Annotated in this window: 16 protein-coding genes; 2 read left to right on the top strand and 14 right to left on the bottom strand. The window is 39.8% G+C overall.

Annotation, left to right across the window (positions count from 1 at the left end; translation table 11 throughout):
- Positions 1–2: 2 nt before the first annotated feature.
- A complete protein-coding gene (locus ACPUEN_RS03170; protein WP_425638387.1) occupies positions 3–3005 on the bottom strand; it encodes a tetratricopeptide repeat protein in 3003 nt (1000 codons plus the stop codon).
- Between the two features lie 221 nt (positions 3006–3226).
- Positions 3227–4255 (bottom strand): DNA polymerase III subunit delta, encoded by a 1029-nt coding sequence (gene holA / locus ACPUEN_RS03165; protein ID WP_425638385.1) that lies wholly within the window; start codon positions 4253–4255, stop codon positions 3227–3229.
- Positions 4256–4478: 223 nt separating this feature from the next.
- On the opposite strand from holA, the gene ACPUEN_RS03160 reads away from it, so the two are divergent.
- Positions 4479–5192, top strand: coding sequence for a tetratricopeptide repeat protein (locus tag ACPUEN_RS03160; RefSeq protein ID WP_425638383.1), 714 nt, complete (start codon positions 4479–4481; stop codon positions 5190–5192).
- Between the two features lie 119 nt (positions 5193–5311).
- On the opposite strand, the gene ACPUEN_RS03155 is transcribed toward ACPUEN_RS03160, so the two are convergent.
- The gene (locus tag ACPUEN_RS03155) at positions 5312–6154 is read right to left on the bottom strand and encodes a universal stress protein (protein ID WP_425638381.1); all 843 of its coding nucleotides are present in this window, start codon (positions 6152–6154) and stop codon (positions 5312–5314) included.
- 27 nt (positions 6155–6181) lie between these two features.
- Entirely contained in the window at positions 6182–7102 is a 921-nt protein-coding gene (locus ACPUEN_RS03150) for a 2-hydroxyacid dehydrogenase (RefSeq protein ID WP_425638380.1), read from the bottom strand.
- A 186-nt stretch (positions 7103–7288) separates the two neighbouring features.
- On the opposite strand from ACPUEN_RS03150, the gene ACPUEN_RS03145 reads away from it, so the two are divergent.
- The gene (locus ACPUEN_RS03145; RefSeq protein WP_425638378.1) at positions 7289–8134 is read left to right on the top strand and encodes a DUF2911 domain-containing protein; all 846 of its coding nucleotides are present in this window, start codon (positions 7289–7291) and stop codon (positions 8132–8134) included.
- 77 nt (positions 8135–8211) lie between these two features.
- Here the strand turns inward: ACPUEN_RS03145 and ACPUEN_RS03140 are convergent, their stop codons facing one another.
- The 10 genes from ACPUEN_RS03140 to ACPUEN_RS03095 form a co-directional block, all read right to left on the bottom strand.
- Positions 8212–9933 carry a sodium:solute symporter gene (locus ACPUEN_RS03140; RefSeq protein WP_425638376.1) on the bottom strand — a complete coding sequence of 574 codons (1722 nt, stop codon included), beginning with the start codon at positions 9931–9933 and terminating at the stop codon, positions 8212–8214.
- Between the two features lie 103 nt (positions 9934–10036).
- Complete coding sequence (locus ACPUEN_RS03135; protein WP_425638374.1) at positions 10037–12493, bottom strand: PIG-L family deacetylase; 2457 nt, start codon at positions 12491–12493, stop codon at positions 10037–10039.
- Between the two features lie 82 nt (positions 12494–12575).
- A complete protein-coding gene (locus tag ACPUEN_RS03130; RefSeq protein ID WP_425638373.1) occupies positions 12576–13706 on the bottom strand; it encodes an acyloxyacyl hydrolase in 1131 nt (376 codons plus the stop codon).
- 183 nt (positions 13707–13889) lie between these two features.
- Positions 13890–15101 carry a tetratricopeptide repeat protein gene (locus ACPUEN_RS03125; RefSeq protein ID WP_425638372.1) on the bottom strand — a complete coding sequence of 404 codons (1212 nt, stop codon included), beginning with the start codon at positions 15099–15101 and terminating at the stop codon, positions 13890–13892.
- Between the two features lie 27 nt (positions 15102–15128).
- Positions 15129–17702: a DNA gyrase subunit A gene (gene gyrA, locus ACPUEN_RS03120; protein WP_425638371.1), complete on the bottom strand. Its 2574-nt coding sequence runs from the start codon at positions 17700–17702 to the stop codon at positions 15129–15131.
- A gap of 96 nt (positions 17703–17798) precedes the next feature.
- Positions 17799–18824, bottom strand: a complete 1026-nt coding sequence (locus ACPUEN_RS03115; protein ID WP_425638370.1) for a hypothetical protein — start codon at positions 18822–18824, stop codon at positions 17799–17801.
- A gap of 94 nt (positions 18825–18918) precedes the next feature.
- On the bottom strand, positions 18919–19428 hold the full coding sequence (locus ACPUEN_RS03110) for a hypothetical protein (protein ID WP_425638368.1): 510 nt from the start codon (positions 19426–19428) through the stop codon (positions 18919–18921).
- A gap of 113 nt (positions 19429–19541) precedes the next feature.
- Positions 19542–20201, bottom strand: coding sequence for a ribulose-phosphate 3-epimerase (gene rpe, locus ACPUEN_RS03105; RefSeq protein ID WP_425638367.1), 660 nt, complete (start codon positions 20199–20201; stop codon positions 19542–19544).
- Positions 20202–20251: 50 nt separating this feature from the next.
- Entirely contained in the window at positions 20252–21916 is a 1665-nt protein-coding gene (locus ACPUEN_RS03100) for a S8 family serine peptidase (RefSeq protein WP_425638366.1), read from the bottom strand.
- Positions 21903–22562: a hypothetical protein gene (locus ACPUEN_RS03095; protein ID WP_425638365.1), complete on the bottom strand. Its 660-nt coding sequence runs from the start codon at positions 22560–22562 to the stop codon at positions 21903–21905. Before ACPUEN_RS03095 ends, ACPUEN_RS03100 begins: the two co-directional genes overlap by 14 nt.
- Positions 22563–22628: the final 66 nt, after the last annotated feature.

Raw genomic sequence — 22628 nt, 5'->3', positions numbered from 1 at the left:
GTTTACTTAAGGGTTTGAAGTTTGGATTGAGCCATTTCTTTAATTTCTGCATTTGTAGAGTTTTCTACTATGGATTCCAAAGTCGCTTTCGCTTGGAACTCCTCCCCGCTTTTCACATAGTTATCTGCCAAGAGCAAGAAGATCCTGCCGTACCAATAATCATAATTGACAAATGACCCAGACTGGTCAAATATCAACTCATTCGATTGAGTGATCTCACCTTTTTCCTGTAAAGCAAGTGCCAGCAGATAAAGCCCTTCAGCTCCTTGCTCAGTCTTGTAATCAGCAACCAAAGCAGTCAGTGTTAATTCAGCTTGAGGCTTTTGATTCAGCGCAATCTGTGATTTCGCTTTGATGAGTAAAGCTTTTGGCGAAGACTCAGGAATTACCCCATCTAATGATGCCAAGCGCTCTGCTTGAGTGATTGCTTGTTGATATTTCCTTGTTTCAAAATTGGCAATCATCAAACCCTGAACAGCTTCGGCTTCTTCCGGTTTACTACGGGCATTTTGTACGGAGGTCTCTAGATAAGGAATTGCCTGAGCATAATTCCCTTTTTCCAGCTCTATCACCCCTATTTTTTGCATTGCTCTAATTCGCTGGGGAGAAGCCGGCTCTCTTTCTAAAGTTTTGAATTGAACCAGCGCATTATCTTCATCTCCAACTTGCAAATAGCTTTCTCCTAAGAAATATAAAGCATCTGCTCGTTGTGCCGATTGAGGATAACTCTTCAGGTAATTTTCAAAACCACGAATAGCCTGGGTATAATTTTTATCGAAAAATGTGCCTTTAGCCGCTTCGAATTCCAATGATTGCACAGATCCATTACTTGGATTTGCTCCTTTGTATTTGTCCAAATAATCTGAGAACTCACCAGATCTACCTTGCAGCGCTAGCGTCTCCTGAAGTCCCTTCAATGCCGTTTCTGCATTTTGAGCATTTGGATGATTGTTTAAAATGGTGCTGTAATCCCTAATCGTCTGATCGTAATTTTGTAATGAGAAATTAGCAACAGCTCTTCCTTCCAAGGCATAAGGAACAAATGGACTATTTGGCTTAGAATTCACTAAATCAGAGAAAGAAACAGAAGCAGCTTGGTAGCTGGTCTCTTCCATGTAAATCTGCCCTCTCTGGAATAGTGCATCTTCGTAATAAAGACTATTTGGATAGCGAGAAATCAGCACATCCAATTGACCAAGAGCTTCTTGGTTTCTGGATTGGAAATTTTGGACCACTGCCAATCTATAGTAAGCGTAATCAACTCCTGAATTCCCCTCATTGATAGCTCTCTGAAAAGTAGCAGCAGCCTCAGGAAATCTCTTCTGAACATAATAGCAGTCCCCAAGTCTCAAGATTGCATCGTCATATTGCTGCTTATTTGCAATGATCTGTCTGTTCTCAGTAAATCTCCTGAATTGATCTTCAGCCTTTGGGTATTGCTGGGAATTGAAATATGCGTAGCCAAGACCATAATAAGTTTTGGTAACCGTACCATTCGTACCAGAAGGACGATTGCTTAGCACTTGCTCGTAGGATTTGATCGCCTGCGACAAATTATCCGCTGCAGAACTGATTTCTCCTTTCCAGAAATAAGTATCCAATACCAAGTTTTTATCAACAGGAAACTTCAGAGACTTATCTAAATAGGCTAAAGCTGGATTCCACTTCTGGTCACGGTAATAGACCATTGCCTGATAGAAAGCCACTTTTTGATAAGCTTCTTGAATTCTAGGAGATTTAGTGGTGATTTTATCCATCTGCTCAATTGCACGCAGATAATCGTTGGTATTGACCAATGCTTCAGAAAGCAAATTCTCAGCCTCTACTCTGTATTTCCCTGAAGGATAACTTTCTACATATTCATCCAAGGCTGTGATTGCAGACTGAAAACTACCTTTCTGCAAATTCACTTTAGCATAGTTGAAAATAGATTCCTCTTTGATGGCTGGATTAAAATCAGATTTTGCAGCTGATTGGAAACTCGTAGAAGCAAATTGATAATTCTCCAACTTCAAGTAAGCCTGAGCCAAATAATAACTGGAAGCTTGGCCTATCTCATCGGATGATGAAGCGGACACTTTCAGGTAATCTGTAGCTCGCTGGTAGTTTTGGATTTCAAACTGAGAAATCCCAGCCTTATAAATCTCTTCTCGTCCTAACTCACCTTTTCGGGAATTGATGAATGCATCATAATTTTCAGCAGCTTTTGCAAAGTTCTTATTCGCAAAATATGCTTCTGCCAAATAAAGATGGATTACTTCTCTTTTCTCCAGATTTTGACCATTCGTCAATTTAGGTTCTGCATAGCTAATTAACTGATCATAGCTCTCTTGCTTGTAATACAGAGCTGCTAGTAGGTAAGGAACCTTATTGGCATAGTAAGGAGATTGAGAGGCCGTTTGAAGATCAGAAATGGCTTTTGTTGTATTCCCATTTTCCATAGCGATGAATCCGCTGTAATAATAGGAATCAAAACTCGCTTGCTGATTTAGTGCTTTGCCAGCATCAAAGTAAGGCGCAGCTTGTGCGTATTGATTCAGCTGAAAATGAGAATAACCTTGCTTAAAAAGCACTTCGGCTTGCTGTTCTACAGGTAACTTTCCTGCATCTACTAATTTATAGCTATCGATTGCCTCAGCGAAATTCTTTTTAAAGAAGAAATGATCTCCCAAGTACAACCCCGCAGTAGTAACTGACGGATCATTTCCATGCTCATAAATATAGCTTTTCATTAAACCTGGACCATCTGGACTTTCCAATTGGAGAGCTGCCATGGCACGATTCAATTCTGCAGCTTTGGCCTGGCCTGAATTCACTGGCTTTGCTAAAAGTCTTGAATTATCATAAATGCTTGCTGAAAATAGCTGCTTATCAAAAAGCTCCAGATTGTGGTCTAGCTTCTGTTGAGGACTAGTTTGATAGAGGGAAGACTGAGAATACGCCTCCAAACTAAGTCCAAGGCTCGGCACGAGTAGGCTCGCAAGGAGCAAAAGGTGATATTTCATCTGTTTGTATTTTTCTCTTATGGCCAGATGGAATCTCGCATGTAATCATCCCAATTTGACTTTCCTTCGGGTATGCTCGATTTCATATGATTAAAATTTATCCTTTAAAAGCCATATGCCCGCCCGGCTGACTCCAGTCGGATAGGGAATCTCGAAAAGTGAAAATCATGTCGTTGGAAGACAATCAAAAACTACTCGATTTCATAGTGTGGCTTAGGTAATCAATGCAAAATCTTGTAAACAAGCTCTCGGAGGTTTTCGGCTTCGCTGAGACTTCCGGAGTCAACTCCTTTGTAACGAAGATCGGCCTCTTTGATGTATGCGAACACATCAATTACCTTGCCCAAATTGTAGTTTCGGGACGCCACCATGTATTCTTTGACCACAAAAGGAGGTAGTCCCAAGAGGCTGGCAAGTTGTTGTTCTGAGGCACCAGTTTTTTTTGCCTGATGAATCAAAGCAATTCTAGTGAAATAGTTAAACATCAGCGAAAACATAGGAATCACTGGGTTCGCCTTAGGGTTTTGGATGAAATAATGAATGATCTTATTTGCCTTGACCACATCTTTAAAACCAATGGCTTTTAAAAATTCAAAGTTGTTGTAATCCTTATTTATGCCAATGTACTTGGATATATGCTCGTTGGTGATCTTCGTGGGTTCACGAAAATTGATCAACATCTTCCCAATTTCATTCGAAAGTACTTCCAGATTATTGCCGATGGAATCAGCAAGAAGTTGAGCCGCACGATTATCAATGGAGTGTTCAGTTTCTTTGATAAAGTCTTCTATCCAGTCAGTTAGTTTATAATCTTTGACTTTATCAGAGCGTACATAGACAGTTTTTTTGTCCAGTTCTTTGTAAAGGGCAGATCTTCCATCCAGCTTTTTATACTTATGCGCAAAAACTAAAATGGTACTTGGAAGCGGGTTCTGCACATAGCTGATCAATAGCTTTTGCATATCCTCTTTGCCCAAATCTGCTAGACTTTGAGCTTCTTTGATGATAACTACTTGCCGATCTGCCATCATGGGGAATTTCCTAGCATTATTCAGAATTTGCCCAACATTGGAATCCTTTCCATACAGGACAACTTGATTGAATCCACGCTCATGCTCTGCTATTGCATTCTTTTCAATAAAGTCCGTAATCTGATCTATAAAGAAAGGTTCTTCCCCATCCAAAAAGTAAATTGGAGCAAACTTTTTCTCTTTCAGATCTTTAAGTACAGCTTGTGGTTGTTGGGGCATAAATTCAGAAGATTCTCAGGCTTAAAGATAACAGGCCTATCCATTTGACTACAAAAACCTATGAAAGATTCTTCGCTAAACTATTCAGGGGTTAAATTTGTCTTAGTAAATGAGAAGAGTGAAAAGTGGGAAAGTATGAAAGTGGGAAAGTTTTCAATTAAGGACAGGTTTCAAAAGATCGAATGCGTTAACATTTGTGTCCTTTACCGTTAAAAAAAATATTATGAGTTTCGAAAAAGGAGTAGAATTATACAAAACAGGTAAGTTTGAGGAAGCATTGGTCATTTTTGATGGACTGGTTAAAGCCACTCCAGACCAGCCGCAGCTACACCTTGGTCGCGGAAGGATCCTTTCCAGACTTGGAAAAACAGAAGAAGCTTTAGCAGATTTTGATCTCATTATTTCACTAGAGCCTTACAATACAGATTTCATCTCTGATCGGGCAGTGGTTTTGCATTTACTCAAAAGAAATGAGGAGGCTCTCTCAGAACTTGATAGAGCGGCTAATCTTGATCCTAAAAACCCCTATCGTTACAGTAGCCGAGCCTATCTAAAAGATAGAATCGGCGATTTGGAAGGCGCAATAGCCGATTATGAAAAAGCAATTGAGTTAGACCCTGAAGACGCAGTTTCTCACAACAATAAAGGATTGGTCGAAGAGAAAATGGGTTACCAGTCTAAGTCAAAAAAGAGCTTCGAAAAAGCAGATGACCTGGTTGGTTACAAGCCAACTGAAACTCCAAAATCTCCAGAAGAAAGCTCTGACCTTCCTAAAATAGGTTCAAAACCAGATGCAAAACCCATTGTCCCCGCGCAAAAAAAGGAAATGACATTTAATCATTTCCTGAATACACTCGGCTCTGTTTTCAATAATCCACATACCAGAAAGGAATTTGGAAATTATTTGAAGGGCTTGTTTGGAGGGAAAAAGAGTTAATAGCATACATTGAATATCCATGCATGTCAGATCAAGTGGAGTCGAGATCTATAACTAAATAGGAATTAACTACAGCGTCCTCCGTGCCATTCTTGGCGCACTCAGTAGTTAAAAAAAACCTAAAACGATTTAATAACCCAAAGTGGCTTATTGATAAAATAGGCCATTTTTTTTGATAAACTTTTCGAGAAAATCTGATCAAAAAAAGACTTTTTTTCACTCAAAGTCACCAGAATATCACCTTTGGCAGTTTGTAGGTAATTCTCCAAACCTAAGGCAATATCATCTCGGAAAGATTTCAAGACAAAATTTACTTTATCGTATTTTATAAAGGGTTCAATCTCTTCAACCATCGTCATATGAAGCGATTTGTCAAGTGCTTTATGCGTAGAACTGATATGCACCAAATCAATCTCGGAATCATAAAACTTCGCAAATTCAACGATTTTCTGAATAGCTATTTTATCCTCTTCCAGGTAGTCACTCGCATAAACCAACTTACGGGGAGCTTTGAAATATACTTTCCGAGGGACAACCAAAATATCCGTGCTTGACTGCTCCACTATCCTACTCGCCCGAGATCCTATCATATTTTCCCGGAAATCATTCACACCCTCCGTGCCAACCACAATCAAATCAGCATCCAGTTCAGAAGCAAAAGCCAAAGTTTCCTTGACTATACTCCCCTCTCTTACAACAGAAGTGCAGCTAAGTAATCCATTACCTATTCCCTCTTTCAAAACCGCATTTTGTAAATTCTGTAGTTTTTCTAATACAAAATCCATCTGATGCTTTCCATCAGTGTCGGAGGGAGAGAGCTTTTCATAATCCTCCCGGTTGAGCACGTGAAAAAGAACTAGATCAGCCTTGTACTTTTCACCCAACCTTGTCGCATACTCGATGGCATTCAAGGAGCATTCAGAAAAATCTGTAGGGCACAATATCTTAAAAGTCTGATCCATTTTATTCCTTTTTTAACCTCTAGGTAATCAATATCCTTTTACACGATTGACAACATTAACTAACTCCCTGTTTTCGCGGATTCTCTTAATATTCTCTATTACCTGAGGGGCAGCTGCCTGTGGATTAGTTACGCTAGCAATATGTGGAGTCATGGTTATTTTCCAGTTCTCCCAAAACGGATGACCCTTTGGCAAAGGTTCTTCACGATACACATCAAGCATAGCACCTGAAAGCTGACCTGTTTCCAAGGCTTTTGTCAAATCTTCTTCAACCAAATGTCTTCCTCGAGCTACATTGATGAGGTAGGTATTCGGATTGCATTTTTCAAAAAGCTCAGCATTAAGAATATTCTCCGTGTCTGGCGTGAGCGGAAGAAGACAGACTAACACATTCACTTCTTTCAAAAACTCATCTAACTGGTCTTTGGCATAATATGGATATTCGAAATCCGTCTTTTCAGAAAATCCAAAGCCAACAACAGGAAACCCCATATAGCTCAGCTTATCCATAACATCTTTACCCAAAGCCCCTACTCCCATCACTCCAATCGTAACATCCAATTCAGGAGTACTCATATCCCAGACTTTTCGAGTTTGGTTCATCTGGTAGCGAGAAATCTGCCTGTGGTAATTTAAAACAGCCATCACCACATAATTAGTCATGGAAAAGGTGAGTTTATCGTCAACAATTCTCACAATTGGTATATCTGTTGGAATCGATTTATCGCGCAAAATATGATCGACTCCAGCTCCCATTGAGCTGATCAGCTTCAAATTAGGAAAGTCCGAAAGGATACCTTCGGGATGTTGCCAAAGAAAGACATACTCTACTTTTTCGGGTTCGGTGATCTCAGGATATACTTTAATAGAAAGCTCAGGATCAAGTTTATTGAATTGTTCGATCCATATATCAGGATTCTTACCGGGACTAATAATAGCTAAACTCATACTGTTCTATACGAAGGATATTAATTGAAGATGGAAATCATTGGAAAAGGTTCGAATTTGTTGCAAAAAACGCAGGATGCACTTTACATTATTACTATAAAAACTGTCAAATTGCATTACATTTCAAAACATACTATCAAATTTTACGCTTAAGTAGCTTTAAACCAAATTAAAACTTCAAATTCAATGAAACAAAAAATAGCTTTCACATTAGCCTTTTTACTTTGTTGCGCTATCTCTTTTGCGCAGCAAATCCAAATGCCTCAGGCTTCCCCATCAGCTAAGATCGCTCAAAAAGTTGGGCTTACTGACGTGACGGTGGATTACAGCAGGCCAAGTACGAAAGACCGGAAGATTTTTGGAGAACTTGTTCCGTACGGCCAAGTTTGGAGAACGGGAGCCAATGGTGCTACCGTGCTGTCATTTTCTACAGATGTGATCATTGATGGAAAAAACATCCCAGCCGGTCAATATGCACTCTATTCCATCCCTGGAAAATCTGAATGGACCATGATTCTTTCAAAAAACATAAAACTTTGGGGAGCTATCGGCTACCAGCAAAGCGATGACATTCTTCGATTCAAAGCTCAGCCAGCCAAACTTAGCAAGAAGAATGAAACCTTTGAAATTAGCTTTGCTAACATGACTGATACCGGATCTGACCTATCCCTAAAATGGGAAAACACCCGGGTTGACTTCAGAATAGAAACAGAAGTAGATCCGCTCGTAATGGCTCAGATCAAAGAATATGTGATCGATGGTGATAGTACAGATCCTAGTTTGCTTTATTCTGCGGCGAGCTATTACTACACCAATGATAAAGATTTGAATCAGGCTTACGATTGGATAAATGAGTCTGTAAGTGCAGATCCAAAATACTGGACGATGCACCTCAAAGCAAAGATCGAAGCGGCATTAGGCAAAAAGACCGAAGCAGTAGAAACAGCAACAGAAGCAATTGACTTGGCTGAGGAAGCAGGAAATCCAGATTATGTTGGATTGAACGAAAGGCTTATCAAGTCTTTGAAATAATTGAATTGCCGAGGCTAGATTCTAGATGCCCGATGCTTTGATTTCAGAGGCCTCCCGATTTGGGAGGCTTTCACTTTTTAAGATTGACTGGCATTTTTAGAAGGCAACACCAGCTGCAGTAGCGCTGCAAATAGCATTACAGCCAAGCATCCAACTGGATTGTACCAAAGGAAACCAATATCCCAAAGTTTTCCATCCATCACATCTCCATTGCTAAAATGAACAAATAAGACCAGCGCCTGTGATAATAGCGCTGCTAGGAATACCGCTTGTCCCTTGACCCATTTCATAAAAAATGCTACCAAGAAAATCCCCAGTATGGTACCATAAAACAGCGAACCAAGTAGGTTGACTGCCTGAATTAAATTCTCAAACAAAGATGCATAAGTGGCGAAGAGTATCGCTCCTATTCCCCAAAAGGCAGTAAATAACTTGGAAGAAGTCAAATAATGCTTATCAGACCCTCCTTGATTGATGGACCGCTTATACAAGTCAACAGTAGTCGTAGAGCCAAGTGCATTCAACTCAGAAGCTGTGGATGACATCGCTGCAGAGAAGATTACAGCGAAAAGCAACCCAATAACTCCCTTAGGCAGATTGTCCATCACAAAACGCATAAATACGTAATCGGTATCTCTGGTCTCGGCCACAGGATCATTCGTCACAATCAGCTCTTTTACCTCTTCGCGAATATTTTCCTGCTCAGACTTTAAAACTGAGATTTTCTCTCGAATTTCTGTTTCCCGACCTTCATCACCTTGCTCTATCGCATCTAGCATTTCCAAGTAGGAAGATTTACCGAGTTCAAATTTCTCCGCATATTCTGCCTCCAAACCTTCAAACTCACTAGCATATTCGCTTTCTCGCAGCTTATCCGTTTGTACTTTGTTAAATACTACCGGCGGTAAAAAGAACTGGTAAAACACAAATACCATCACTCCGATAAATAGAATAATGAATTGCATAGGGATCTTCAAAAAACCATTCATTATCAGTCCCATTCGGCTTTGAGACAGCGTTTGGCCAGAAAGATAGCGCTGTACCTGACTTTGATCCGTACCAAAATAAGAAAGGAAGAGAAAAACCGCAGCAGTCATCCCCGACCAGACATTGTATCGATCTGAAATATCAAACTCAAAGTTGATCATATTCAGCTTATCCATTTTCCCAGCCACATGCATGGCTTCCTGAAAAGAAATTGGAAGCAATTGGATGACAATAATTCCAGCAAGAATCATCCCTCCCATCATCACAGCCATTTGCTGTTTTTGGGTAATGGAAACTGCCTCAGTACCACCTGAGACGGTGTAAAGAATTACTACCGAACCAATCAAAACATTGGTAAATGTCAAATTCCAACCTAGCAAAGTGGACAATATAATTGCTGGGGCATATATGGTTATTCCTGCTGCTAAACCTCTCTGCAGAATAAACAGTAGTGCTGCAAGGGTTCGGGTTTTTAGGTCAAATCGATTTTCCAGGAACTCGTATGCAGTATAAACTTTCAGTTTGTAATAAATCGGAATGAAAACAACCGAAATAATGATCATAGCTAAAGGCAACCCAAAGTAAAACTGAATGAATCGCATCCCATCTTCATAAGCCTGGCCTGGAGTACTTAGAAAAGTGATAGCAGAAGCCTGAGTAGCCATGATCGATAAACCGATTGACCACCAATTCATGGAGTTTTTACCCCTTAAATAGGAATCCAGACTCTTCGGACCATACGTTTTATAAATACCATAAGTCGCTATGAGCGCCATAGTACCAAAGAGTACTACCCAATCTAACGTGCTCATGCGTAGGTGACTTTAAGCCAATTAAATAACACCATAAGCAATAGAAGGCAAGCTATCAATCCTGCGTAAAGGTATTTCCAATGTATTCGTTTCTCCTCCAAAACTATTGCTCGATCAAGTTTATAAATAATTTAATGGCACCTGGTACACCTGCAGGCAACTCTCTGAAGAAGGAGATTCCCGTATAAATGTATGTCCCTTTACCATATTTCGCATAGATCAGCGAGCCATTCAAAGGATCTTCTCCCGGATCTTGGAAAGACAGCGGAGTAGAATATTCAGGAGCAATATTAGCCTCAAAATACAATCCTCTTTCCTGAATCCAATCGTCAAAATCAGCAGCAGTGATTTTATTAGGACCAGCTAAAACCGGATGATCCCAATCCGCTTCGAAGGGGGAATTCTCTACAGTCACCCGATCTCTACTGATAGAAAAAGGATAAGGTCCAAGGTTCTCAGTAAGGAGCGGTCTACTCACATTGTATTGCACGACCATGGTCCCCCCATTGTTCACGTAGGCCATTAAGTTTGCCTGATTGGCAGCTAGGTCTGCATTGGTATTGTATGCTCTGATTCCAACTACGATGCTTTTATATAGTGAAAGGTTTGCTAGAGAATAGTCATTGATTTCCGTCACCTGATAACCTAAAGAAGAAAGTACCGCTGGCACATCGTCCCCAGCGCCCATTATGTATCCTATCTTAGCACCAGATACTTCCCAGTTCTCCTGTATCAGATTGATAGAAGCCGGAGAAAAATAAGTAAGGTTTGGAATATGTTTGTAGGAAATTCTATGAGTTATTTGATCAAATAGTTTACCGTCAGAAGTTTTAAACTGAGCTATGACTTCCCTTTTTTCATTTTTATCTAGTTTGAAAGAAACTTGATAAATTCTCTTCTTTTGAGCGATGTTTTCTTCGGTTCCCAGGATTTCAAATTCCGAACCTTGTAGGTTTTTAAAAGTCAGTTCACCTGCTTTGATTTCTCCATTGAAATTGACAGAAATACTAACGACTGGATTCACCCCGGGGATCAAAAAGACATTTTGATCCGACACTTTCAGGTCGATCTCTGGGACAATGGTAAAAGGTTGCTTCACTTCTCCGTCCACCTGATCATTGTATTTGTATTCTAAAGGAATCTCTACTTTGAATTCCTGTCCATCTATTTTGAAAGTTAAATCACCGCCTACCTTCATGTCGTTAAAAGGTTTTCCTATCATATTCTGATCTTTCACATTATAGATAGCATCTACTACAGGATTAACCAACCAATAAGGCTGTGAAAGAGGGGTGTGTTCTGGTATTTCAAATTCAACTGGAATTTGGACAGGTTCATTATTTACAGCACTTCTTTTATCAACAGAATAATAACTGTCCATTAATTGTAGCGAAATGTCGTTTACTAAGACTACTGACGGGTTGTTGAAAACTAGGTTAGCTTTGATAGCCTCTCCGGCAAAACCAAGCTCTTGATTTGTTACAAACTCCATCTTCAATCCCAATGTCTCAAAAATCAGCTCATCTATTTTCTTTGCCTTCTCTGCAACCCACGGTATTTTCGAGCCAAGAGCCAAAAGTTTTGATCGAATATCAGTCAGAGCTTTCAGGTTTACTAATGGCTCAATAAAATTGAATTTCTCAATGGCACTTTGAATCATAGCCTCTATTTCCTTACCCCCATCTATCTGAGCCCAGCGATTTGGAATTCCCTCAAACGCGGAAGTTTGGAATGATTCCCCCTTGATAAACTGAAGATTATCCTCTGCAGAACCTATTCTTGGAGTTGCGCCAAATCCTTGAGACTTGTGCATAGTACGGCTATCTGCAGCGATTTGGCTGTATGTTTTTCCCAGCAGGCTGTTAAAATCCCCCACCTGAAAAACTGCATATTTTTCGTTTGGATTGGCTTCAAACTCACCTCCGAAATTGTATGAGTTCCAAAAAATCCTTTTTGGCTGCCAGGTTTGTACATATTTCAGATGCTCAGGAAATGCAGTTGGATCAGCTGCCAGATCAAAGGCTTCTTCTGCCAAAATAGCCGAAGTAGTATGATGGCCGTGATTTCCTCCTGGCACGGTGTTGAATCGAGTGATGATTATATCCGGCTGGAAACTCCTAACAACCCAAACCACATCAGATAGCACCTTCTGTTTGTCCCAATTCTGAAGAGTCTCATCTGGATTCTTAGAATAACCAAAGTCCATTGCCCTGGTAAAAAACTGTCTTCCTCCGTCTGTTTCTCGAGCACGGAGCAATTCTTGGGTTCTGATCTGACCAAGTTCAATCCCTAGTTCTTTGCCAAGCAAATTCTGACCACCATCGCCACGCGTCAAACTTAGGTAGGCAACCTGCACATGCTCACCATTCCGAAGCGTAGAAATCAACTGGGTATTTTCATCGTCAGGGTGCGCAGCCACATACAATACTCGCTTAGTTTCTTTAAGCTGAAGTAACTGATGATAAATCTCTGAGGAGGGGACAGACTGAGCAAAAGCAATGAAACTAAAAATCGAGAGGTAAAGAAATGCTGAAATTCTGAGCAGAACAGGCTTGGTCATAAATGGGCATAATTTATCCTTACAAGCTAGAATAAGCCTGATGGAAATAAAAACATTTTTTGATTAAAGGAAAAAGAAACGGTTAACGACTAGTAGTTTTTATCACTTTGCCAGGAATCGTGTATCCCAAAGTAAATTCAAAAAAGTCTGCCTTAGCCTTATGAGCCTTAATCTGTACACCGGCAAATAAATTTTGATTCATCCTATATCTCACACCTATTCGCTCATAGAAACTAGCAGTTTCCTGGTTAAGAGCTGCTTTATCAAGGTAAACTCCGATTGCAATGGGCATGTAAAGTTTTTCTGTCAATTTCCATTCCCAAGAACCAACGATAGCAAAGGAGTTAACATCTGTAAATCTCACATTTTCGCTAGGGAATCGTTGTTTTGCTCCAGCGCCATAAAACCAATCTACCCCTAATCCTACCCGGTATTTGTAGGAAAGCTCCCAAAGGTAGTTGAGCCCCAATCCTCCTCTGAAATAGGCCTTTTCACCAATTTCATAGCTCTTCAAGCCGGTATATGCAGCGATGTCCCAGTAAAACCTTTTTTCCAAGGGAGGAAAATCAGGTTTTGGACCAGGCTGAAATTCTTCTTGATCCAGTTGAACTTGAATTCCTAGTGCAATAGGAATAAAGTTAATTCCTGAGTTGGGTTTCTTGATAGAACCATTTGAATAATGCTTGGTGCCTACTGAAGTAAAAACATTAAATGAATTAGAAATATTATAGGAAGCTTTTAATCCAAAATGAATGTGAGCATTTACAGCAGATCCTACGAATCCATTTATTGAATTTGTTTCTGCATCATAGGGATTCATGTTTAACCCTAAGCCAATTTGGGTATAAAAGCTAAAATTCAGCTTTCTATCAAAATTAATCTTACCAAAAGGAACATCTCCAAAAGCATAAATCCCTAACGGCCTTCCAATCTCAGAATGATAATTCAGAGCAGATGTGAAACCTACTCCATAGCTAGGGAATCGGTTAATATAATTGTAGTGGTTATTCTCCCTACTTCTCCAGCCAAATCGCACATCAAAACCTTTGTAATCAATTCTTTCTATTAATTCATCGGCCCAGTCTTTATTGTTGCCTATGATAGGACCTTGATCATAGGAAAACTCAATGAATTTTTTCGATTGACCATTTGCTTGAAAACTTAATAATCCAAAAAATAAACAAACTAATACATGTGCTCCTTGCAATCGCATAGATACTTTGAATTTCTTGGGGGCAAAGATATAGATAATGCAAAAAACTCGGCTATCTATTTTTATTCTTGATTCTGGTGGTAAAACACTTGATTATCCTAGCATCTATGACACCTATAGTTGAAACAAAAAAAGCCTCTGAATCGAAATTCAGAGGCTTTAATTCAAATATTGCTAAATGAATTACATGTTTTCTTGCCAATTTGTGCCTTTCAACTCAATCAACATTTTGTTGTATTTTTCCATTTCAGCTTCGTTCTTCAATCTCATGTTAACCTGATAAAGAATAGCCATAATATCAGTATTATCAGGTCTGATTTCAAGAGCTTTTTCAAAATAAGGTATTGATTCTTCGTAGTAACTATTAGACTCCTTATTCATCGACTCTGATCTTTTTTCCCACTCTTCATCAGAAAGTGCACCTAGCTCTACAACGATTTCCCTTGATTTCTCAAGTAAAAGAGCTCCAGTATAATAGTTTCCATCATAAAACTCAGGATCTGCAACGACAGACTTTTTGTAGTCTTCAAGAGCACCATCCATATCACCAGCTTGCTCCTTTAGGTAACCTGATCTCAAAAGGATACCAGCATTATCTGGGTCATTTTTCAATGCCTCTTCTATAGATGCCATAGCTTCGTCCATCTTGTTCAGTTGAAGAAGCAATTGAATCTCATATTCAGCAAGTATCTTATCTTCAGGGTAATCTTCTTTAGCTGCCATTATCAAATCATATGCGGCCTCTGGATTTTTATCTTCTCCGGTTAAAATCTGAACCATTAGATAATAAACCGTCAGTTTATTGTATTCTTCTACATCTAATAAGTATCCGAAATGCTTCTTAGCTTCTTCATATTTACCCAGTTCATTAGCTATAAAACCTGCATTGTAATGAACAGTAGTATCTGTGCGGTCTATTTCACCAGCTAGATCAAAGAACTCATAAGCCATCTCCTGATCATCATCATTATACCTTTCCAGAGCCTTATCAAAAGCTATGTTTTTAAGGGTATAGATAGAATAAGGTCTAAGGTTATCAGGAACACCTGGCATATCATCTGTATAAACCTCTTCACCTACTCCGTCTTCCTTATTACTTCCTGCCATCTCAAAGGCTTTAAAGTAGGTAGACAAAGCATCATGCCCAGTTTCTACCGTAGAAGCGGTGTTACTTGAGTCAGAACCAAACATTTTGGTTTCAATCTGGGCTTTCAATAGATAAGTTGCGGGATCACTTCCAGTTTCTGGATCGGAGCTTGCAGCTTCTATATCGGTCATTGCAGCTGCGAGATCTCCAGATTTAAAGTTCTTCTCAGCAGAACGAACGACTTTTTTTTGTCCAAAAGCCAGGGTCGTTGCACCGATCAAGGCCATTGATAGAATTAGCTTCTTCATTTTAGCGTATTTTTCTTGTTTGGTTGGTTATTCGTTAATTTCACTTGATTCATCGGAAGAGTTTTCAGAATCATCAGCTTTAGGTTCGTCAGGAGTTGCATCAGCATTCTCGTCTGTTACTTCCAAGGTGTCTTCTAAAACTTCGATATCCTCTTCTTTTGATATTTTTTCAATAGAAGAGATTTCGTCATTCTCTCCTATTTTGATCAATCGAACTCCTTGTGTAGCTCTCCCCATGACGCGAAGACCATCTACAGAAATTCTGATTGTGATTCCAGACTTATTGATAATCATCAAATCATCTGTTTCTACTACTTCTTTGATTGCAACTAGTGCTCCGGTTTTCTCGGTTACATTCATTGCTTTTACTCCTTTGCCTCCACGATTGGTGATTCTATATTCGTCTAGACTGGAGCGCTTTCCATAGCCCTTTTCAGAAACTACAAGCAGGGTTGCATTCTCTTCAGATGCACATACCATGCCAATCACATAATCCTTATCATCATTTAACCTGATAGCTCTTACGCCGGTAGCTGTACGACCCATCGGTCTAACAGCTTCCTCGTTGAAGTGAATAGCTCTACCTGATTTAGCTGCAATCACAATATGCTGACTTCCATTAGTCATCTCCACATTTACCAACTGATCGTCTTCACGGATGTTCAATGCAATGATTCCATTTGTTCTTGGTCGACTGTATTGCTCCAAAGTTGTCTTCTTAATAACACCTTGTTTGGTGACCATTACTAAGAAATGGTTATTCAGGTAATCTTGATCATTCAAATCCGCCACCTGAATAATGGAGCGAATCTTATCATCTTGCTCAATACTAATCAAATTCTGTATAGGTCTTCCTTTAGAGGTTTTGGACCCTTCAGGAATAGCATAGGTTTTCAACCAGAATAATTTCCCTTTATCTGTAAATATTAATAGGTAATTATGGGTAGACGCGGTAAATAAATATTCCGTAAAATCATCTTGTTTGGTGCTAACACCACGAGACCCTACTCCACCTCTACCTTGAGTTCTGTATTCTGTAAGCGCTGTACGCTTCACATATCCTTCATGAGAAACAGTGATAATCACTTCCTCATTTGGAATCATGTCTTCGTAGCTGAAATCTTCGGCGTTATGCTCGATTTCGGTTCTTCGGTCATCAGCATAGCGAGTTCTCATTTCAGCGAGTTCTTCTTTGATGATTTCCATTCTCTTATCTTCGTTGGCAAGAGTTTCTTTGAGCTCTTCGATCAAAGCCATGATCTCATTGTACTCATTGATGATCTTGTCGCGCTCCATTCCTGTCAATCGTTGCAATCTCATATCGAGAATAGCTCTTGCCTGAATCTCACTCAACTCAAACCGTTCGATCAAACCATTTCTCGCCGTCTCTGGATCTGCAGAATTTCTAATTAAAGCAATCACCTCATCCAGGTGATCTAAAGCGATCAAATAACCTTGGAGAATGTGTGCTCTTTTTTCAGCTTCTCTCAGTTCATACTCAGTTCTACGAATCACTACCTCATGTCGGTGATTGACATAATGCACGATCATATCTTTCAGATTCAGAGTATGTGGCCTACCTTTTACCAAGGCAACATTATTCACTGAGAATGAAGTCTGTAACTGTGTATGCTTGTATAAATTATTAAGTACAACACTGGAAATCGCATCGCGCTTCAACTCGTAAACGATTCGCATTCCGGAGCGATCTGACTCGTCACGAATTGCCGAAATTCCGTCGATTTTCTTTTCATTGATGAGCGCAGCAGTTTTCTCCACCATGCTAGCCTTGTTCACCATGTAAGGAATCTCTGTGATGATAATCATCTCTCTGTTACCACCATCTTTGGTTTCTACATTGGCTTTGCCACGCATTACTACTCTACCACGGCCAGTTTCAAAGGCAGCTTTCACGCCATTGTAACCGTAGATAATTCCACCCGTAGGGAAATCTGGTGCAATAATATGCTCCATCAATCCTTCTACAGTGATTTCATTGTTGTCAATGTATGCGACGATTCCGTCTATTACTTCTCCCAAATTGTGAGGCGCCATATTTGTCGCCATACCAACTGCTATTCCTGAAGCTCCATTCAAAAGGAGAGCAGGGACTTTTGCTGGTAATACGATTGGCTCCTTTAGGGAGTCATCAAAATTGAATTGAAAATCTACTGTTTCCTTGTTGATATCCACCAAAAGCTCTTCAGCGATACGCTTTAGCCTTGCCTCGGTATAACGCATCGCTGCGGGATTATCTCCATCGACAGAACCAAAGTTACCCTGACCATCCACCAAAGGATACCTCAGAGACCAAGGCTGCGCCATACGAACCATCGTTTCGTACACGGCAGAATCACCATGCGGGTGATACTTACCTAGTACCTCACCGACGATTCTGGCGGATTTCTTATAAGGTTTGTTATGTAATACTCCCAGCTCCTGCATCCCAAAAAGGATTCTACGATGTACTGGTTTCAGTCCGTCACGGACATCAGGAAGCGCTCTTGAAACAATAACCGACATCGAATAATCGATGTAGGCGCCACGCATTTCCTCTTCAATATTAATGGGTATGATGTTCTCGTTTTCTCCTTGAGCCATATAATGCTATTCACGGGGTCGATTAAGCCTGCAAGATAGTAAAAACCTACTCTATTTGAAAAGAGATTACGAAGTCCAAATGCGATAATCAAGACTTTAATACCACTGTCCTACTTTCCTGTCTTGAAAATTAAAAATACCACTTCCTCTGTACTCAATTCCGTTGTGCATATGCTTCATCACGACCCCACAGCCTGCGATTTTGCATCGCTTAGTTCCAGGGAAGCGAACAGCCAATCCTACTTGCATTGCATATACCTGTTGATCAAGGTTTTGGAACTCTGAAAAATCAGATGCTGCATAGGTAAACTTGCGGAAATCCGCTCCTCCTTTTACAAACATCTTGGTATACTCGGAGAAGTCTCGCTCTATTCTAAGACCTAACCCATAATAATTTTTATCGGAAACAGCTAATCTTGGAACATATGGACCAGAGCTACTAACTAGTGCCTGATCATATGCCTTCTTAAGATTCAGCTTGCCGAATTCAGCTTCAAAAATAAATCGCCATGGATAATTCTGTCTAGCTCGCTGTCTAAGCTCTGACTGCATATACATATTGGAAGATGAATAATTCCTGTACCTCCAATTCAAAAAAGCTCTTCTTCTATTCGCATCATAAAGAACTAAGCCTACCGTACCATAAAGCTTATTTACTTGATAGGTCGCTCCTTCAAAATCAAATTGATAATCCCCGCCTTGCATGGGAGCTAGATTCCCCCACTCCTGACCAAATCCACCGCCGACTGTGAGAAGGTTGAAAAGATTAATCCTCACTCCTCCATTCCAATTGGGAAAAACCCAGTCTCCACCTTTCATATCCAAAGGATTTTCTTCAGAAATATCCAGAGGATCTCCATCTAAATTCTGAAATCGATAGAAAGATGGATAAAGACTCGTATTAGCAGAATAAAAGCTTGTACCGAATTCCTGGTAGGCACCACCGCCTGAAAGCTCCACACTGAACATCTCAAGCACGTTTCGGGTAATGTTACCCAATCCAGACTCACTTTTAGGATTTTTGCCTTTTTGAGAAATTCCAAAAATATCTTCATCCTGCGCAAACACAGCTGAAAAGGCAAAACAAAGAATAAGAGAGAGGGGTAGCTTTTTAAAATCCATATTTATTTAAACGAAGGCTTGTGACTCTTGGTGTGAATTTAAAAAAAAATGCCTCCCAATTGGGAGGCATCTTCATATTAACTTAAATAAACTCTTATTTTCCGTCAGTTGGCTCTTCTGTGTCTTCTTTCTCAGCTTCTTGTTTTGCCTTCATCTCGGCGATCATTGTGTCCAATTTCTCCTGGATAGCTGGGTCTTCTTTGGTCGCTGCCAATACCTTATTGTAAGTGCCAGCTCCCAAGATCTCCTCGTCCATGATCAAACCAGTTTTGTACTCTTTCAAAACTCCTTGAAGAGATCCTTGAAATTCCTTCACTTCCTCAAAAGCTGCTTTTTCTTCATCTGTAACTTCAGCCTCTGTCATCTTAGCCTCGTCTCCCCAAGCAGCTTTAATTTCATTATATCTTGCTCCACCTTGAAAAATCTCATTTTCCAAGATCATAGCCTTCAATTCTTCCGTTTTTGAATTTACATAATTATCAAATGTCACCTCTACATTTGCATATTTAGTCAAGTCTTCATCTGTAACTTTCTCCTCCTCTTGTGCGTAAGCAGCAAGCCCTAGGAACGCGAACAACGCTCCGAAAAGCAATACTTTTTTCATAATCATTGTGATTTTAATTTCCTTATAATGACTAATAAAACGCTCAAAAGCTAAAAAATCAAGAATTCAGGGGCCTTTTTAAGATAATTTATGATAAATGGTTGATCAGAATGTCAAACCATCTCAATTCTCTTTAGTTGATGGATTGTCTGAATAGGATCATCTGAACTAAAAACAAAACTTCCAGCAACTAATATATCAGCTCCAGCGGCCATCAATTTTGGCGCGTTAATCAAATTTACTCCCCCATCAATTTCGATTTTTGTTGCTGCTCCTTTAGCTAGGATCAAATCTTTTAAGCGGGACACTTTTGAATAGGTATTCTCAATAAATTTTTGCCCACCAAAACCAGGGTTTACTGACATGACGATCACCTGATCGATATCCTGAATCACATCTGACAAAAGTTCTACCGGCGTATGAGGATTGATGGCAACTCCTGCTTTCGCACCAAGACTATGAATAGCTTGTAAGGTTCTGTGCAAATGCGGGCAAGCTTCATAATGTACAGAAATCACTTCCGCCCCTGCATTTCTGAAAACCTCCAAATAATTATCGGGATTAACTATCATCAAATGAACATCTAATGGTTTCTTAGCGTGTTTATGAATTGCTTCAGTGACTGGAATTCCAAAGGAAATATTTGGGACAAATACACCATCCATTATATCTACGTGTATGTAATCCGCTTCCGAAGAGTTTAGAATTTCTACTTCTTTTTGAATATTTGCAAAATCTGCTGCTAATATGGATGGGGCAATTAATGGCGACATCTGTTTTGTTTTAATATTGTAAAAAGGCCAAGGTATGGATCACCTTATTTCTATTGTTTAATGAGTTTGCTTTGCTTGATCAAAACTCCATCTTGCATCTGGATCACGTAAAATCCTGGCTTAATTCCCTGCAATAGAATCTGAAAAGGTTCTTTTAGGCTTGCTCTATTTAGGGCTTCATTTTCTAAAGCTCTACCATTCAGATCAATCAATGTAAATTCTGCACTTAAGCTGCTTCCAAAATAAATAGTTAATTGATCTCCAAGTAAAGGATTAGGATATATACTCCAAGCTAAAGTCTCTTCATTTGCCTCCACGCTAAGAATTTCACCATAGTATGCTCTAAAGAAATTAGGAATACCATAGCCTAATTGGTTATCAGGATCATCAGCTTGAGTCCCACTATTCAACAAAGCTTCAATTAATTGATCCTTTGTCCATTCCGGCTTAGCTTCCCAAAGTCCGGCTGCTAAAGCCGAAATTTGAGGGGCTGAGAAAGAAGTTCCGTTAGAAAAGCCAACTTCTCCATTCGATCTTATGAGAGCTGTACCCTGACCAAAAGCAGCTAGATCGGGTTTAATTCTCCCATCGCCTGTTGGACCACGAGAGCTAAATCCTGAAACCTGCAACTCACTATTCACGGACCCTACAGCCAATATTCCTTTGGCATCGGCGGGTGAAGTAAGTGTGGATGCGCCAGGACCATAATTTCCAGCACTATTCACTACCAGAATCCCCTTACTTGCAGCTATAGTAGCTCCTTTTGCTATTATAGTAGTCTCTCCATCCAAATCCTCCAGCGTATAATTCATATCTGGATCATCAAAATCCCAATATCCAACAGAGCTACTGATAATATCCGTTCCTAGACTATCTGCATACTCAGCTGCCCGTACCCAATTGTACTCTTCTACCCAATATTCAGTAGCTACTTCTTCTGTCATGGAGAGAATATAATCCGCATCAGGAGCTCCTGCTAGCATTTTTCCTGGTTCTTTGGAAGCTATTAAAGAAAGCACATTCGTGCCATGCTGATTATCCGCATATACATTTTCATTCCAAGGCCTCACAAAATCCTTTGTTGAGATAATCTGTCCATTGCTTTGCAAATGTGCAAGGGGACTGGCTGTTTGTGCTCCAGGAAACCCAGCATCAAAGACAGCAATCGTTACTCCTTTACCTGTAAATCCTTCCTCATGCATTTTATCTATGCCTAGTAAGTTATTTTGAAAATCGTAACGCTCTTCATCGGTGGCCAAAACTCGAGCGCTTTCGGCAACTGGTGGACAATATCGATATGTTACCGAAGCATATATCCTTTTTCCTATTCGGGCATTAGGATTAGGGATAAACCCTCTCCCAACCAACTCAACCCGATCTACGAAAGGTAGAGCCTCAATCTCTGTAACATTACTTGCATCAGTTACCAATAAAGTAGCATTAAACCATTTGCTTGAATAGAGGATATAGCTAGCCTTCTCAAATACAGCATCCAGGTATTTCTGCGAAACAGGTAAATCCAAACTATCCGGTGCCACTCCTTCTTTAATTCTTCGGCTCAATGCTTTCTGAGAAAGGAATTCACTTGGTCTTTCTAGTGAAAGGCTCTCTTGCGGCTTGAATTTATAAAACACAGCATAGCGATCTTGCGCAGCCAAAGTGCCGGAAAAAGCCATTCCAAGTAGAATAAATACTAAAAGTTTAATCCTTTCCATAATCGGTCAATTTCATTTGAACCTTAAAACCTGAATCAATCAGCTTATCACCTAGACAATCATTTCTGGAGCAATAAGTTAAGACCTCATCGTACTTTTCCACCAAGCCTATACCCAGATCATAAATCTCAAACCGAATATCTCTATAAGTTACTTCATCGTCACTATCTTCTTGATTGACGCGAATGGAATTCCCGGAATTAATTAACTCAAAATCATCGGCAACCTCATCTCTGTAGATATTCCCATTCCAAACTTTCCCATCTTTTGGAGGAAAAACTAAGGCAACTAATGGTTGGTTTTCTATTGTACGCACCAAGGAAAAGTCTCTTTGAATGAGGGTATACTCCAAAACTTTAGTCCAAGTAATCTCATCGGAAGATTTAGTGCGATTTACAATAAATACCAATTCTCCTTCTGCATTAGTATAAAAGCTGCGAATCCGATCTTTATAAAAAAACAGCTCTTGCTCCGAATCATTTTCACCAAAATATATTGTCTGATCTACTTCATAGACCCAAAACAATCCAACTTCCAGCGGTTGAAATTCATAGCCCAGATCCGCTTGTGAGTCTTCTAATTCTCGGTCACAAGAAGTAAAAAGGGTAAGTATAAGTAATAAAACAAGCGGTAGCTTTCTTTTCATAGTTACTTTTCAATGACTAAAAATACTAGTATTTTCCTAAAGTTAGGCTAAGTCCATGGGCATACA

This window comes from Algoriphagus yeomjeoni (assembly GCF_049821175.1).
Classification (GTDB): domain Bacteria; phylum Bacteroidota; class Bacteroidia; order Cytophagales; family Cyclobacteriaceae; genus Algoriphagus; species Algoriphagus yeomjeoni_A.
The sequence above is the reverse complement of the archived record's forward strand: the minus strand, read 5'-3'. Positions and strand labels throughout refer to the sequence as shown.